12 protein-coding genes are annotated in these 14917 nt (G+C 67.3%); 8 read left to right on the top strand and 4 right to left on the bottom strand.

Annotation, left to right across the window (positions count from 1 at the left end):
* Positions 1 to 71 precede the first annotated feature (71 nt).
* The gene (gene ybaL, locus AC06FB_RS17525; protein WP_053519386.1) at positions 72 to 1769 is read right to left on the bottom strand and encodes a YbaL family putative K(+) efflux transporter; all 1698 of its coding nucleotides are present in this window, start codon (positions 1767 to 1769) and stop codon (positions 72 to 74) included.
* A 179-nt stretch (positions 1770 to 1948) separates the two neighbouring features.
* Complete coding sequence (locus tag AC06FB_RS17520; protein WP_263175437.1) at positions 1949 to 4336, bottom strand: TonB-dependent receptor plug domain-containing protein; 2388 nt, start codon at positions 4334 to 4336, stop codon at positions 1949 to 1951.
* A gap of 335 nt (positions 4337 to 4671) precedes the next feature.
* Between AC06FB_RS17520 and AC06FB_RS17515 the strand changes: the two genes are divergently transcribed.
* The gene (locus AC06FB_RS17515) at positions 4672 to 6537 is read left to right on the top strand and encodes an ABC-F family ATP-binding cassette domain-containing protein (protein WP_053519381.1); all 1866 of its coding nucleotides are present in this window, start codon (positions 4672 to 4674) and stop codon (positions 6535 to 6537) included.
* Positions 6538 to 6619: 82 nt separating this feature from the next.
* Here AC06FB_RS17515 and ampR read toward each other — a convergent pair whose 3' ends face one another.
* The gene (gene ampR / locus AC06FB_RS17510) at positions 6620 to 7483 is read right to left on the bottom strand and encodes a LysR family transcriptional regulator AmpR (RefSeq protein WP_263175434.1); all 864 of its coding nucleotides are present in this window, start codon (positions 7481 to 7483) and stop codon (positions 6620 to 6622) included.
* Positions 7484 to 7659: 176 nt separating this feature from the next.
* On the opposite strand from ampR, the gene blaL2 reads away from it, so the two are divergent.
* The 3 genes from blaL2 to AC06FB_RS17495 all read left to right on the top strand — a co-directional run bounded on the left by blaL2 (position 7660) and on the right by AC06FB_RS17495 (position 10566).
* Positions 7660 to 8571, top strand: coding sequence for a L2 family extended-spectrum class A beta-lactamase (gene blaL2, locus AC06FB_RS17505; RefSeq protein ID WP_193396486.1), 912 nt, complete (start codon positions 7660 to 7662; stop codon positions 8569 to 8571).
* Between the two features lie 84 nt (positions 8572 to 8655).
* Positions 8656 to 9870, top strand: a complete 1215-nt coding sequence (locus AC06FB_RS17500; protein WP_478053942.1) for a cation:proton antiporter — start codon at positions 8656 to 8658, stop codon at positions 9868 to 9870.
* Between the two features lie 48 nt (positions 9871 to 9918).
* A complete protein-coding gene (locus AC06FB_RS17495; protein WP_193396484.1) occupies positions 9919 to 10566 on the top strand; it encodes a hypothetical protein in 648 nt (215 codons plus the stop codon).
* Positions 10567 to 10651: 85 nt separating this feature from the next.
* Here the strand turns inward: AC06FB_RS17495 and AC06FB_RS17490 are convergent, their stop codons facing one another.
* Positions 10652 to 11389, bottom strand: a complete 738-nt coding sequence (locus tag AC06FB_RS17490) for a DUF3011 domain-containing protein (protein ID WP_065174757.1) — start codon at positions 11387 to 11389, stop codon at positions 10652 to 10654.
* 158 nt (positions 11390 to 11547) lie between these two features.
* Between AC06FB_RS17490 and aspS the strand changes: the two genes are divergently transcribed.
* The 4 genes from aspS to AC06FB_RS17470 all read left to right on the top strand — a co-directional run bounded on the left by aspS (position 11548) and on the right by AC06FB_RS17470 (position 14904).
* Complete coding sequence (gene aspS / locus AC06FB_RS17485; RefSeq protein ID WP_053519369.1) at positions 11548 to 13299, top strand: aspartate--tRNA ligase; 1752 nt, start codon at positions 11548 to 11550, stop codon at positions 13297 to 13299.
* 16 nt (positions 13300 to 13315) lie between these two features.
* Positions 13316 to 13639, top strand: a complete 324-nt coding sequence (locus AC06FB_RS17480) for a DNA primase (RefSeq protein WP_478053941.1) — start codon at positions 13316 to 13318, stop codon at positions 13637 to 13639.
* 31 nt (positions 13640 to 13670) lie between these two features.
* Positions 13671 to 14192 carry a GNAT family N-acetyltransferase gene (locus AC06FB_RS17475; protein ID WP_065182592.1) on the top strand — a complete coding sequence of 174 codons (522 nt, stop codon included), beginning with the start codon at positions 13671 to 13673 and terminating at the stop codon, positions 14190 to 14192.
* Between the two features lie 79 nt (positions 14193 to 14271).
* Positions 14272 to 14904, top strand: coding sequence for an esterase/lipase family protein (locus AC06FB_RS17470; protein ID WP_053519363.1), 633 nt, complete (start codon positions 14272 to 14274; stop codon positions 14902 to 14904).
* The last annotated feature ends 13 nt before the right edge of the window (positions 14905 to 14917 follow it).

Below are 14917 nucleotides of genomic sequence, written 5' to 3'. Positions count from 1 at the left end.
GATGCGGGTCGACCGGGGATTTTTCATGGCAGCCGCCGGGCATGGCCCGGCGCTACGCCGTCCGCCCTGCCTCACACCACCGGAATGCTGTGCTGGCCGAGATTCCGGTAGGGCGGGGTGGACATGATCATCTCCGCCAGCGAATAGGCCAGCTCGCGCTCGGCCATCACCGTGCCATCGGCGCCATGTTCCAGCAGGTGCTTCACTTCAGCATCGCTGTGTGCCCGTGCCAGCAGGGTCAGCTCGGGATTGATCGCGCGCAGTTTGGCCAGCGCTTCGCCGGCTTCCAATGGCTGCGGAATGGCCAGGACGGCGATCTTGGCGCGCTCCGGGTGGGCCTCGGCCAGCACCCGGTCGGCCGCGGCGCTGCCACGGATCGCCGCGAGGCCACTGGCATGTGCACGCTCGACATGGTCCTTGTTGTCATCGATCACCAGCACCGGTACGCCGCGGTCGCGCAGCACCTGCGCCAGCTCGCTGCCAACCCGGCCGTAGCCGATCACGATAGCGTGGTCATGCAGGTCGCGCGAGGGCCCGGTGGCTTCTTCCGGCTCCGGCGCCTGCGGCAGCTGCTCCTGCTTCGCCTGCCAGCGGTCGAGCAGGCCGAACACCAGCGGGTTGAGCATGATCGACACCAGTGCACCGGCCAGCACCAGCGACTGTCCTTCCTTCGGCAGGATCTGCAGCGAGACACCGAGGCCGGCGATGATGAAGGCGAACTCACCGATCTGCGCCAGGCTGGCCGAGATGGTCAGCGCGGTGCTGCTCGGGTGGCCGAACGCCCGCACGATGAAGAAGGCGGCGGCGGACTTGCCGAACATGATGATCAGCACCGTGGCCAGTACCTGCCACGGATGCTGCACGACGATGTTGGGGTCGAACAGCATGCCCACCGAAACGAAGAACAGCACCGCGAACGCATCGCGCAGCGGCAGCGAATCATGCGCCGCCTTGTGGCTCAGTTCCGATTCGTTGAGCAGCATCCCGGCGAAGAACGCGCCCAGCGCGAAGGACACGCCGAACAGCATGGCCGAACCGAAGGCCACGCCCAGTGCGATCGCCAGCACTGACAGGGTGAACAGCTCGCGCGAGCCGGTGCCGGCGATGCGTTCGAGGATCCAGGGAATGACCCGCCGACCGACCACCAGCATCACGGCCACGAACAGGCCAAGCTGCACGAACGTCCAGCCCAGATCGGCCAGCACGCTGCCGACGGTGTGGGTTTCCTTGGCCGCATCGGGGCCGAACACGCCGGCGAGCACCGGCATCATCACCAGTGCCAGTACGCAGGCCAGATCCTCCACGATCAGCCAGCCCACTGCGATCTTGCCGCGCATGGTCTCCAGCAGGCGGCGCTCTTCCATCGCCCGCAGCAGGACCACGGTACTGGCGGTGGCCAGCGAGAAGCCGAAGATCACCCCATGCAGCGTCGGCCAGCCCATCAACCACGCCACGCCCCAGCCGAGCAGGGTGGCCACCGCGATCTGGCCGATGGCACCCGGGATCGCGATGGCCTTGACCGCCATCAGGTCCTTCAGCGAGAAGTGCAGGCCGACGCCGAACATCAGCAGCATCACGCCCAGTTCGGCCAGCTGGTTGGCCAGCGCCTGGTCGGCGACGAACCCCGGGGTGAATGGCCCCACGCAGATGCCAGCAACCAGATACCCGACCAGGGGAGACAAACGCAGCTTGTTGGCCAGCGCGCCGAAGATGAAGGCGAGCCCCAGGCCAACGGCGACGATGTTGATCAGGTCGGTGTCATGGTGCATCGGCACTCGCAGGGTTCGGGGAGGGGGATGTCCCGATTTTCACCCAAGCGGCCAGATGCAGCAAACCCGGCAGGTGGAACGGATGGTTTGAGCAGTACAGGGCCGATCCCTTCTGCCGGAACAGAAGGGATGCAGGTTCCACCGCGCCGCCGGGCGCGGCCCGGCGTTACCGGTGCCGCTTACCAGGTGTACCGGATACGCCCGTACACATACGCGCCGTTGAAGCCGAACGGCGAGTAGTTGCTGTACGGCAGCATGCCGAAGGTCGAGTTCTGCAGGTCCGCCGTCCGGTCCGGATACTTGTCCAGCAGATTGTCCGCGCCGACGGTCAGGGTCCAGTTGCTGCTCGGCTTGTAGCTGGCCGAGGCATCCACTACCCAGGCATCACCGTAGGTCTGGTCACGCAGCGCGGTGGCCGAATTGCGCACGGTGAACTTGCCGTAGCGTGTGGCCGCCAGGCCCAGCTCCCAATGATCCGAGCGCCAGGTGCCGCTGAGGATCGCCTTGTCGCGCGGATAGCTGTCCTCGATGCGGCCGATCTCATCGCGGCCGATCAGCGACTGCGAGATACCCAGCGTCGGGAACACCGACGGAGACCCGTTCACCCGCTTCACTTCGGTTTCGTTGTAGCTGTAGGCCGCCGTCAGCTCCAGGCTGCTGGCACTGAAGGGCACGGTATAGCTGGAGACGAAGTCCACGCCCCGCGTGCGCGTGTCCAGTGCGTTGGTGAAGTACGAGAAGGCCGTCACCTGCGGCAGGCCCAGCCCGCCCAGCAGCGCGGCGGCAGCCGGCGTGGTGGTGATGTTGGAGGACAGCGCGATGCGATCGTCAATGTCGATCTGGTACGCATCGACGGTCACGTACAGGCGGTCCACCGGCTGCAGCACCAGGCCCAGGCTGTAGCTGGTGGAGGTCTCGGCCTTCAGTGGCGAGGCGCCCAGCGCTTGTGCGGCCGGGCTGGTGGTGGGGAAAGTGCCGCGTTCGAAGAAGTCACCGTTGATGATGGTGCTGGTCACCGCCTGGTAGCCCTGCTGGCCCAGCGATGGCGCGCGGAAGCCACTGGACGCGGTGGCCCGCAGCGCGACCTTGTCGGTGAACGCGTAGCGTGCCGATAGCTTGCCGGAGAAGCGGTCACCGAAGTCCGAATAGTCTTCGTAGCGCCCGGTGAGGCCGGCGGAGAACTTCTCGGTCAGGTCCGCTTCCAGGCCGGCGTAGACCGCATAGTTGTGGCGGTCGGTATGCACTTCATTGGTCGGGGTGAAGCCGGCGAAGCCCTGTGCGCCGCTGCCGGTGTACGAATTCAGCTCGCCCGGGTTCTGGTCCCACTTCTCCTTGCGGTACTCACCACCGAAGGACAGCGTCACCGGATAGGCCAGGCCCCAGTCCAGCGACTTGGTCAGGTCGGCATTGAAGATGTCCTGCTGGTACTTCAACGTGCCGTCGTAGAACGAGCTCGGGCTGGCCGTGCCCAGGCTGTAGTTGATGGTGTTGCGGGTGTGGAAATCCAGGGTGTTCTCGCCGTGGTTCAGGCTCAGGTCCCAGGTCCAGCCGCTGTCGGTGCTGCCCTTGACGCCGGCCACCAGCGAGCGGTCCTTGGAGTACTGGTTGATCTGCGGCACGAAGCCGTCGGGATAGACCTGGGCCAGCAGGGCGCCCTGCCCACTGTGGTTGCGCGAGCGGTAGAACGCGAACGAGGTGATGTCGCGGTTGCTGAGCAACGCGCTGGCGTAGCCGGTAACGCGGTCGCTGAAGTCGAAGCTGGCGTTGGCCGAGGCGGCGGTCGCATCCACGCGCGGATCGCCGACCACGAAGGTCGTCTCGCCGATGCCAGGGAAATTGCCGGTGTTCGGTGTGCTGCCCTGGTAAGGACCGGCGCGGTTGCTTTCATCCTGCTGGCTGATCTGCCCGGCCACGTGCAGGCGGCCACGGCCGCTGCCGAACTCCACGCCGGTATCGCCGGAGAGCTGGTACTTGTTGCCATCGCCGGCCGAATACTGGCCGTAGTCGACGGCCAGGCTGCCGCCGCTGCCGCTGCCCTTGAGCACGATGTTGATGACGCCGGCGATGGCGTCCGAGCCGTACTGCGCCGAAGCGCCATCGCGCAGCACTTCAACGCGCTCGATGGCGGCGATCGGAATCGCATTGATGTCCACCGCCGACGAGCCGCGGCCGATGCTGCCGTTGACGTTGATCATGGCGGAGGTGTGGCGGCGCTTGCCGTTGACCAGCACCAGCACCTGGTCCGGTGACAGGCCACGCAGCTGCGCCGGTCGCACGCCGCTGGTGCCGTCGGTCAGGGCCGGGCGCGGGAAGTTCAGCGAGGGCAGGGCACGCGACAGCGCGGTGGCCAGTTCGCTGGTGCCGGTGGACTGCAGAACCTCGGGGGTGATGATGTCGATCGGGGACTGCGATTCGGCGACCGTGCGGTCGGCCACGCGGGTACCGGTGACGATCACGGTGTCCAGTGTGTTGGCGGCAGTACCGCTCTGCTGGGCGGCGGCGAGGAACGGAGAGCCACCGAGTGCGACAGCGACGGCGGCGGCGATCAGGCTGGTCTTGCGGGTCATCGGGACGGAACTCCGGTTGGCGGGGACGGCACCGGTATCGACATCACGAGGTGAAGCGGACGACGGTTGTTGCGGTGCGCAAAATAGGAATTAACGGGATATTCAGTGCCTGTCAAATGCCGGCCATCGGAAAAAACGTTGCAGCAGCAACCATTTAGCCGCGATGGGCATCATCATGAGAGGGGCCCGGGACACGTGCGGTGAGGACGTGGGAGAGAGGAAACGCCAGCCGCTGCGCATCCCGGGGCGCGTCAAGTATTCGTTAACGCTAGAATTGCGTCGCAGGAACAGTGCTCACCAGCACATTCCATCCGGTTATATGGACCCCTCCCCCGATGATTTCGCTTCGTAATTTCGCCTTGCGCCGCGGCGAGCGGCTGCTGTTGTCCAACGTCGACCTGACCCTGCATGCCGGTTACCGGGTGGGCGTGGTCGGCCGCAACGGTGCCGGCAAGTCCAGCCTGTTCGCGGCGGTGAAGGGCGAACTGGAGGCCGACAAGGGCGACGTCGACCTGCCCGGCAAGGTCCGCATTGCCAGCGTGGCCCAGGAAACCCCGTCGCTGCCGGATCCGGCGTTGAGCTTCGTGCTCGGTGGCGATACGGAAGTGGCCGCCGTGCTGGCCGAAGAGGCCGATGCGACCGCCCGTGAAGACTGGGAGGCGGTGGCCAATGCCCATACCCGGATGGCCGAGATGGGCGCCTATGACGCCGAAGCACGTGCCGGCAAGCTGCTGCACGGCCTCGGATTCCCGGCCGAGACCCACCACCGCGCGGTGTCCTCGTTCTCCGGTGGCTGGCGCGTGCGCCTGAACCTGGCCCGCGCGCTGATGATGCCCAGCGACCTGCTGCTGCTCGACGAACCGACCAACCACCTCGATCTGGATGCGGTGTACTGGCTGGAACAGTGGCTGCTGAAGTACCCCGGCACGCTGCTGCTGATCTCGCATGACCGCGAGTTCCTCGACAACGTTGCCACCCACACCCTGCACCTGCATGGGGGTGGCGCCAAGCTGTACCCGGGCGGCTACACCGATTTCGAGCGCCAACGTGCCGAGCAGCTGCGCCAGCAGCAGATCGCGCACGAGAAGGAACAGGCCGAGCGGGCCCACCTGCAGAGCTTCATCGACCGCTTCAAGGCGCAGGCCAGCAAGGCCGCGCAGGCGCAGAGCCGCATGAAGCGCCTGGCCAAGCTGGCCGGTACCGAGGCCGTGCGTGCCGAGCGCGAGTTCCGTATCGAGTTCGCACCGCCCGCCAAACTGCCGTTCTCGCTGATCCGCCTGAATCATGTCGAGGCGGGCTATGGCCAGGACGCCGTGATCCTGCACAACGTCGGCTTTGGTCTGGAAGCGGGACAGCGTATCGGCCTGCTCGGCCCCAACGGCGCCGGCAAGACCACCCTGGTGAAGACCCTGGTGGGCGAGCTGGCACCGATTGCCGGCGAGCGCATGGCCCATCCGGACCTGAAGATCGGCTACTTCGCACAGCACACGGTCGAGTCGCTGCACGAAGGCCAGTCGCCGATGGAGCATTTCCGCGAGATCGCGCCGGATGCGCCGAACCAGTCGTTCCGCGATTTTCTCGGCAAGTGGAATTTCCCGGGTGATCGTGCATTCGAGCCGGTCGATGGCTTCTCCGGTGGTGAGCGTGCGCGCCTGGCGCTGGCGCTGATCGCCTGGCAGCAGCCGAACGTGCTGCTGCTGGACGAACCGACCAACCACCTGGACCTGGAAATGCGCGAGGCGCTGGCCGAAGCGCTGGCAACCTTCGAAGGCGCGATCGTGATGGTCTCCCATGATCGCCACCTGATCGGCCTGGTCTGCGATACCTACTGGCGCGTGGCCGATGGCGTGGTCGAGCCGTTCGACGGAGATCTCGACGCCTACGCTGCGTGGCTGCGCACCCGTCCGCAGGCGCAGGGCACCAAGGCGCGCATGGAGCAGGTGGAAGAGCCGGTAGTGGTCAAGACCGCACCGGTGGCGCAGGTCGTGCAGAAGAAGCCGGTGAATCCGCACAAGCTGGCCGCGGCGGAAGCCAAGGTGGCCGAGCTGGAAGCCGGCCTGGCCGAACTGGACCGTCAACTGGCGGACCCGGCCAACTATGCCGACAGCACCCGCATGGCCGTGCTGGGCCGTGATCGCGAAACGGCCGCTGCGCAGCTGGAAAAGGCTGAAGCTGCCTGGATGGAACTGCTGGAGTCCTGATGGAGGGCGCCGGGCCATGCCCGGTGGTGTTCCCGATCCGCTTCGCTCGCCGGGCATGGCCCGGCGCTACCGCTCGTGCGCATCAGCCCTGCGCCTGCAACCATTCCCGGAAACGTCGTGCAGGCTCACGCTCGGCGCGTGAGCGCAGCCTCGTCAGCCAGTAGCGGCCCAGTTCCAGCGTCGTGGCGAACGGCTGCAGCAGCCGTCCTTCCGCCAGTTCCTGTTCGAACATGCGCAGCGGCAGCAGGGCCACGCCGGCCCCTCCGGCAGCGGCCATGGCCAAGGTCAGCGACGAATCGAATACCGGCCCGCGCGCCTCCACGCCGCTGACCCCGGCCGCCTGCAGCCAGCGCGGCCATTCGTCATTGCGATAGGAGCGCAGCAGCGGCAGCGTGCCCAGATCACGCGGCTGTTTCAGCCGGCGTGCCAGGGCGGGGGCGCACAGCGGTGCGAACGGCGCATCCAGGATCGCCGTGCAGGCCTGCCCCTGCCAGTCGCCCTCACCGAAGCGGATGGCCAGGTCCAGGCCTTCGCCGGCAAGATCGATGCGGTTGTTGTGCGTCTGCACGCGAAGCTCGATATCCGGATGCGCGGCCTCGAACGCGGCCAGGCGTGGCAGCAGCCAGCCGGTGGCGAAGGTACCCACCACGCCCAGCGTCAGCACTTCGCGGGCCGCTCCCCCCGTGTAGCGCGCGATGCTGGCCGAGATGCGCTCGAACGCTTCGTTGAGCACCGGGAACAGCGCGGCGCCTTCATCGGTGAGGGCGACGCCGCGAGGCAGGCGATGGAACAGGCGGATCCCCAGCCGGTCCTCCAGGCCCCGGATCTGATGGCTCAACGCGGCCTGGCTGACGCACAGCTCAAGCGCGGCGCGGGTGAAGTTCTGGTGGCGGGCCGCTGCTTCGAAGGCGCGCAGGGCGTTGAGCGGCAGAGTCGGATGCAGCATCGGAAAGCCGTGAGCTGAAATGATGACTGATCGTAGCGGGATCCGGATGGTTCGTGGAATCTCCGTTGAATGCCCTTCTTAGGCATGAATGAAATTGATGGCACGTGCTGAAAAAACGCGCTGGTCAGGCGCGGCGGGGGCTTTCGATAATCGGGTTCACTTTCCGGAGGTCCTGCATGTTGCCCCGTCGACGATTCCTTCAGTTCAGTACTTCAGCAGTGGTGTCTTCACTGGCTCTGCCGCTGATCGCCCGTGCTGCCGGCAGGGGCGTTGGCACGTCGGCGGCGGCCGGCGCGATCGCCGCCGCCACGGACTTTGCCGCCCTGGAAAAGGCCTGCGCGGGCCGGCTTGGCGTGACCGTGCTGGATACCGCCAGCGGTCGCCGCATCGGCCATCGCCAGGATGAGCGGTTCCCGCTGTGCAGCACGTTCAAGACGGTGCTGGCGGCCACGGTGCTGGACCAGTCACGGCGCGTGCCCGGGCTGCTGGACAGGCGCGTGCCGGTGCGCGAGGCCGACCTGCTTTCGCATGCGCCGGTGGCGCGCCGCCACGCCGGCAAGGATCTGACCGTACGCGACCTGTGCCGGGCAACGATCATCACCAGCGACAACACGGCGGCCAATCTGTTGTTCGACGTGGTGGGCGGGCCGCCCGCCGTGACGGCCTTCCTGCGCGCTCAGGGCGACAGCGTGACCCGCAGCGATCGTCTCGAGCCGGAACTGAACAGCTTCGCCGAGGGTGATCCACGTGACACCACCACGCCGGCGGCGATGGCCGCGACCCTGCAGCGGCTGGTGCTGGGCGATGCGCTGGCGCCGGGCGCGCGCCAGCAACTGGCCGACTGGCTGATCGACAACGAAACCGGCGATGCGTGCCTGCGCGCAGGGCTGGGCGCGCGCTGGCGGGTGGGCGACAAGACCGGCAGCAATGGCGAGGATGCACGCAATGACACCGCCGTGTTGTGGCCCATGGGGGGAGGGGCACCCTGGGTGATTACGGCCTACCTGCAGGCTGCGGACATCAGCAACGATCAACGCGCCAGCGTGCTGGCGCAGGTTGGACGCATCGCGGACAGGCTGATCGGCTGACGCCCGCCCGTCTCCGGGCCGGGCTTGCTCCGAGGGTCGTGCGCGCGCATCCTGCGCGCGTTCGAAACCACACGGAAGTCCCCCATGAGTCATGAGTTGATCTACCTGCTGCTGATCTTCGCGCTGCTGGTGATCCCGCGCGCGCTGCAGCGCTTCAGCCTGCCCGCACCGCTCACCTGCCTGCTGTTCGGGATCATCGGCATGCTCTGGCTCGGGGACCAGGCGCACGACGCGGTGATCGGGCTGCTGGCCACGCTCGGCATCTCGTCCCTGTTCCTGTTCGCAGGTCTGGAGGTCGATCTGCAGGCGTTGCGCCGTGGCATGTGGCCCCTGCTGGCGCATCTTGTGGTGCGCAGCGCCACCCTGTTCGGCGTCGGCTGGCTGGCCTGGCGCTACGCCGGCCTGCCGTGGCAGGCCGCGGGCCTGCTGGCCCTGGCACTGCTGACGCCCTCCACGGGTTTCATCATGGATTCGCTGTCGCGGCTGGGTCTGAGCGAGGACGAGCGGTTCTGGGTGACCAGCAAGGCCATCGCCGGTGAGCTGCTGGCGCTGGCGGCACTGTTCATCGTGCTGCAGGCCGGCGATCCCGGTCACATGGCCCTGTCCAGCCTGGCCCTGCTGGCGATGATGGTCGGCCTGCCGCTGCTGTTCATCGCGCTGGGTCGCTGGGTGGCGCCGCACGCGCCCGGTTCGGAGTTCTCGCTGCTGGTCATGGTCGGCATGGTCGCTGCCTACATCACCTACCTGCTGGGGGTGTATTACCTGGTGGGCGCCTTCATCGCAGGCCTGGTCGCGCGGCTGCTGCACCAGCGCATGCCGCTGCTGGCCTCGCACGAGAACCTGCATGCACTGCGGCTGTTCGCATCGTTCTTTGTGCCGTTCTACTTCTTCAATGCCGGCACCAAGGTTCCCGCCGAGGCATTGAGCTTCGAAGCGCTGGGGCTGGGCATCGTGATCACCCTGGTGGTGTTGCCGCTGCGTATCGGCGTGGTCTGGCTGCAGCGCCGGCTGATGTTCGGCGAGAGTTTCCGCAGCAGTCTGCGCGTGTCGCTGGCGTTGGCGCCAACATTGATCTTCACCTTGGTCCTGGCCGCGATCATGCGTGAGCGGTTCCAGATTCCGGCGGTGCTGTTCGGCGCATTGCTGCTGTACGCGGCGCTGACCACCCTGCTGCCCTCGCTGGTGTTCCGCATGCCCTTCGATGTCGACCCGGTCGAGCAGGAACCGGGCGGGGCGGGCGAGGCCGCACCGGTGGCGGCAACCGAGACCCTGGCGGAGGGCGTGGACACGGGGCGTTGAACGGGCCAGTGGTTTGCGCAGGCCGGCCATGGCCGTTAGGGTTGGGGCATGAAACTGCCTGCCCTCGTCACTGCTTCTGTCGCCCTGCTCACGCTCGCAGCCTGCTCACAGCCCTCGCATACGGTCGCCCACGACGTGGCGACGGCCCCGGCCGACGCCTTCATGGCTGCGATCGCCGCCCACTGCGGCCAGGCGTACGAGGGCAAAGTGGTGGAGGACACGCCGGCACCGACCGGCAAGGACCCCTTCGCCGGGCAGCGGCTGGTCATGCACGTGCGGGGCTGTGCCGATCCCGGGCATGAGCTGCGCATCCCCTTCCATGTCGGCGACGATCATTCGCGGACATGGGTCCTGACCCGCACCGAGAGCGGGCTGCGGCTCAAGCACGATCACCGGCATGCCGATGGCAGCCCCGATGCGATCACCCTGTATGGCGGCGACAGCCGTCCGCCGGGTACTGCTGAACGCCAGCAGTTCCCGGCCGATGCCGATTCGGTAGCCATGTTCCGCCGCGCCGACATGCTGGCGTCCACCCACAACGTGTGGGCAATGGAGATCGAGCCGGACCAGCGCTTCGTCTACGAGCTGACCCGTCCCGAAGGCCGCCGCTTCCGCGTGCAGTTCGACCTGAGCAAGCCGGTGGCGTTGCCGCCGGCACCGTGGGGCGACGAGGCCCCGCCGGCAACCGCACCGTAGCGCTCGAATCGCGCCTGACAGTGCCGGGCCATCCCCGGCGAGCGCGGCGGCGGCGATGCCGCCGCACGCCCGCAGGTTCGTTCGCTCAGCGCGTGCCGAAGCGGGCCCGGCAGCCGTTGCTCACCCAGACCTGGCCCCGCGAATAGCCCCAGCTGCGGCCCTCCTGACAGGCGCTGCCCGACAGCTGCTGCTGCAGCACGGGCCGGCCCTGGCGCTCGTCCCAGTCACAGTTCTGGGTGCGGTTGTTGTTGCTGCTGCAGGTAATGGAGTAATTGCTGTTGCCGCCGCCGCCCCAGCCGCCGTTGCCGCCGCCCCAGCCACCGCGGGCTTCAGCGAACTCGGCGCGGCAGCCATTGCTGACCCACACTGCGCCATTGCGCACGCCCCAGGTGCGGCCTTCCTGGCAGGGACTGCCGGACAACTGGCGGACCAGGCGGGCATTGCGCCATCCGACCGGACAGCTGCGTTCACGGTTGTTCTGGCTTTCGCAGCGGATGGTGTCGCCGTTGTTGCCCCCCCAGCCGCCATTGCCACCGCCCCAACCGCCGCGACCCTCGACGAATTCGGCGCGGCAGCCGTTGTTGACCCAGATGCTGCCGTTGCGGCTGCCCCAGGTACGGCCTTCCTGGCAGGCCGAGCCGGACAGCTGGCGTACCAGCTGCGCGCTGCGCCAGCCGGTAGTGCAGACCCGTTCGCGGTTGTTCTGGCTTTCGCAGCGGATGACGCCGTTCTGCGCGGCGGCGGGGGCGGGGGAGAGGGTGAGCCCGGCGAGGGCGCCCAAGCTGAGGGTGACGGCCAGGCTGGCCAGGGACAGCGTTTTCATGGCGAATCCCCATACGGTGTGTGGTGCGCGACTATAAGGACGGAACGGATAAAGCCCGTGTGACTGCCCCGCATTTGCCCCGGCCGGGGCCTCGGCCGCAGAATACGGGGCTTTCCGGCCCCATCGGGTGCCGGCGTTCTCCAGCGGAGCTTTCCCCCATGCGTACCCACTTCTGCGGCCTGGTCGACGAGACCCTGATTGGCCAGACTGTCACCCTCGCCGGCTGGACCGACGTGGCCCGTAACCAGGGCGGCGTCTGCTTCATCGATCTGCGCGATCATGAAGGCATCGTGCAGGTGACGGTCGAGGTCGACAACGCCGAAGTGTTCGCGGTCGCGGCCAGCCTGGGCTATGAGGATGTGCTGCAGGTGGAAGGCGTGGTGCGTGCCCGCCACGCGGTGAACGACAAGATGGCCACCGGCAGGGTGGAAGTGATCGCCACGGCCATTACCGTGCTGAACAAGGCGGCGCCGCTGCCGTTCCACGCCCACGAGAATCCGGGCGAAGATACCCGCCTGAAGTACCGCTACCTGGACCTGCGCCGCCCGGAAATGCAGCGCATGCAGCGCACCCGCATCAAGCTGGTGCAGGCGCTGCGCCGTCACCTGGATGCGCGTGGCTTCCAGGACATCGAAACCCCGATCCTGACCAAGGCCACCCCGGAGGGCGCGCGCGACTTCCTGGTGCCGGCGCGCATGCATCCGGGCGAGTTCTACGCACTGCCGCAGAGCCCCCAGCTGTTCAAGCAGATCCTGATGGTGGCCGGCTTCGACCGTTACTACCAGATCGCGCGCTGCTTCCGCGATGAAGCGCTGCGTGCCGACCGCCAGCTGGAATTCACCCAGCTGGACATGGAGTTCGCCTTCGTGCGCGAGCGCGACGTGCAGGATTTCGTCGAAGAGATGATCCGCGCCATCTTCAAGGAAGTGGTGGACGTCGACCTGGATGCCAGCTTCCCGCGCATGACCTGGGCCGAAGCGATGCGCCGGTATGGGTCGGACAAGCCGGACCTGCGCATCGCGCTGGAACTGGTGGACGTGGCCGAGCTGGTCAAGGGCAGTGAGTTCCCGGTGTTCACCGGCCCGGCCAACGACGCCGATGGCCGCGTCGCCGCGCTGCGCATCCCCGGTGGCGCAGCGTTGAGCCGCAAGCAGATCGATGAGTACGCTGCGCACGCCGCCAAGTACGGCGCCAAGGGCCTGGCCTACATCAAGATCGCCGACAACGGCGAGGTCAGCTCGCCGATCCAGAAGTTCTTCAGCGAAGACGCCTTCGCCGCGCTGGTTGCCCACGTCGGCGCCGGCAAGGGTGACATCGTGTTCTTCGGTGCCGGTGGCTACAACAAGGTCTCCGACTTCATGGGCGCACTGCGCCTGAAGGCCGGCAAGGACTTCGGCCTGGTCGCCGATGGCTGGCGCCCGTTGTGGGTCACCGATTTCCCGATGTTCGAATGGGACGACGAGGCGCAGCGCTATGTCGCCCTGCATCACCCCTTCACCGCACCGGCCGTGGACGATATCGCCGACCTGCGCGCCAATGCCCGTACTGCGGTCTCGCGCGGCTACGACATGGTGCTCAACGGCAATGAAATCGGCGGCGGCTCGATCCGTATCCATCGCCCGGACATGCAGAGTGCGGTATTCGAGCTGCTCGGCATCGGCGCCGAAGAAGCGCGTGCCAAGTTCGGTTTCCTGCTCGACGCGCTGAACTACGGCGCGCCGCCGCACGGCGGCATCGCATTCGGCATCGACCGCATCGCCGCGCTGATGGCCGGTACCGAGTCGATCCGCGACGTCATCCCGTTCCCGAAGACCACCGGTGCACAGGATCTGATGACCGACGCGCCGTCGCCGATCGTCGACGAGCAGCTGGCCGAAGTGCACATCCAGGTTCGCCCCAAGAAAAACTGATCAGGAGATCCAGGCAATGACCGAGTTTGCGTTTTCGCTGGAGTGGGAAAAGCTGGGCAATGAAGGCTCCGAGGCCAACCTGGTCACCGAGCGGGCACGCGTGTTCGGTGGTTGGCTGGTCCGCGTCGGCACCAACCCGTCGGCGATGGCCCTGACCTTCGTCGCCGACGGCGAAGGCCGCTGGGACGGTGAAGACTTCGGCGTCGAGGATTACGAAGACGACGAAGAGGAAGAAGAGTACGACGAGGACGAGGAAGGCGAAGAAGAGGACGAGGACGAAGAGGAGTACGAGGAAGAGGACGAGGAAGACGAAGGCGCGGAATCGCCTGAAAAGGCTTGACCCGCCCTTCGCGCTGACGTCAACTTCCTGCATGTACTCGATCCGCCGCGCCACCGTGGACGACGCGCCGACCTTGTCGGCGCTGGCCGCACGCACGTTCACCGAGACCTTCGGCCACCTGTATCCGCCGCAGGACCTGCAGGCGTTCCTGCAGGAGTCCTACACGGTCGAGCGCCAGCGCACGATCCTGGCTCACCCGGATTACGCCGTGTGGTTGCTGGAGCGGGAAGGGGAGGCGGTCGGTCATGCCGCCGCCGGCCCCTGTGGCCTGCCCCATCAGGATGTGAAAGCGGGGGATGGCGAGCTCAAGCGCCTGTACCTGGTCAAGTCGCAGCAGAGTTGTGGCTGGGGCAGCCGCCTGCTGGAAACCGCGCTGGCGTGGCTGGAGCGCGACGGCCCGAGGACACTGTGGCTGGGCGTGTGGTCGGAGAACTTCGGCGCACAGCGCTTCTACGCCCGTTACGGCTTCGAGAAGGCCGGGCAGTACCTGTTCCCGGTCGGCCAGACCAACGATCTGGAGTTCATCCTGCGCCGCGCGCCGCGAACGGCCTGAGCGCGTTCACCGCCGCTTTCTGCCGGCCTGTGTTCAATCACCTCACGTTTTCGCCCCGCTGATCGCCAGGCTGTTGCACATGACACCCCCCGTACTGCTGCTCCATGGCATCTGGAACGCCCGCGCCTGGGTAGGGCCACTGGCGTGGCGCCTGCGCGCGCGCGGGTTCCGGGTGCAGACCTTTGGCTATTCCTCCGTGTTCGGCGGCCCGGATGTAGCGGTACCTCAGCTGTTGGAGCGTCTGGCCGATGCCGGACCGCTGTCGCTGGTCGGCCACAGCCTTGGCGGGCTGCTGGCGCTGGAGGCACTGCGCCGGCAACCGCAGCTGCAGGTACAGCGCGTGGTCTGCCTTGGCTCGCCGCTGCGCGGCAGCGGTACCGCGCGTTCGCTGTCCGAGCATGGCTGGGGCCTGGCCTTGGGCCGCAGCAGCGAACTGCTGCTTGACGGCCTGCCCGACTGGCAGGGCACGGCCGCGGTCGGCCTGATCGCCGGTTCGGTGCCGCATGGGCTGGGCAGCCTGCTCGGCGCGATCGACGATGCCTCCGACGGCACGGTGGCGCTGGCGGAAACCCGCCTGCCGGGTCTGGCCGATCATTGCGTAGTGCGTACCAGCCACAGCGGCCTGGTGGTTTCGCCCGATGCGGCACGGCAGACCGCGCACTTCCTGCGCCACGGCCGGTTCGATCACAGCCGCGACGCTGCGGCCGCGTAGGCGCCCGGTCGAT

This window comes from Stenotrophomonas sp. Steno-C15, assembly GCF_056393265.1.
Note: the sequence above shows the minus strand (reverse complement) of the source record. Positions and strands in the feature narration are given on the sequence as shown.

What these genes read in the sequence shown, in the direction of transcription:
- blaL2 (WP_193396486.1), top strand. Translation starts at nt 7,660, where the DNA reads ATGTTGCCCCGTCGACGATTCCTTCAGTTCAGTACTTCAGCAGTGGTG.
- AC06FB_RS17480 (WP_478053941.1), top strand. Translation starts at nt 13,316, where the DNA reads ATGACCGAGTTTGCGTTTTCGCTGGAGTGGGAAAAGCTGGGCAATGAA.
- AC06FB_RS17475 (WP_065182592.1), top strand. Translation starts at nt 13,671, where the DNA reads ATGTACTCGATCCGCCGCGCCACCGTGGACGACGCGCCGACCTTGTCG.
- AC06FB_RS17515 (WP_053519381.1), top strand. Translation starts at nt 4,672, where the DNA reads ATGATTTCGCTTCGTAATTTCGCCTTGCGCCGCGGCGAGCGGCTGCTG.
- AC06FB_RS17470 (WP_053519363.1), top strand. Translation starts at nt 14,272, where the DNA reads ATGACACCCCCCGTACTGCTGCTCCATGGCATCTGGAACGCCCGCGCC.
- AC06FB_RS17500 (WP_478053942.1), top strand. Translation starts at nt 8,656, where the DNA reads ATGAGTCATGAGTTGATCTACCTGCTGCTGATCTTCGCGCTGCTGGTG.
- ybaL (WP_053519386.1), bottom strand. Translation starts at nt 1,769, where the DNA reads ATGCACCATGACACCGACCTGATCAACATCGTCGCCGTTGGCCTGGGG.
- aspS (WP_053519369.1), top strand. Translation starts at nt 11,548, where the DNA reads ATGCGTACCCACTTCTGCGGCCTGGTCGACGAGACCCTGATTGGCCAG.
- AC06FB_RS17520 (WP_263175437.1), bottom strand. Translation starts at nt 4,336, where the DNA reads ATGACCCGCAAGACCAGCCTGATCGCCGCCGCCGTCGCTGTCGCACTC.
- ampR (WP_263175434.1), bottom strand. Translation starts at nt 7,483, where the DNA reads ATGCTGCATCCGACTCTGCCGCTCAACGCCCTGCGCGCCTTCGAAGCA.
- AC06FB_RS17490 (WP_065174757.1), bottom strand. Translation starts at nt 11,389, where the DNA reads ATGAAAACGCTGTCCCTGGCCAGCCTGGCCGTCACCCTCAGCTTGGGC.
- AC06FB_RS17495 (WP_193396484.1), top strand. Translation starts at nt 9,919, where the DNA reads ATGAAACTGCCTGCCCTCGTCACTGCTTCTGTCGCCCTGCTCACGCTC.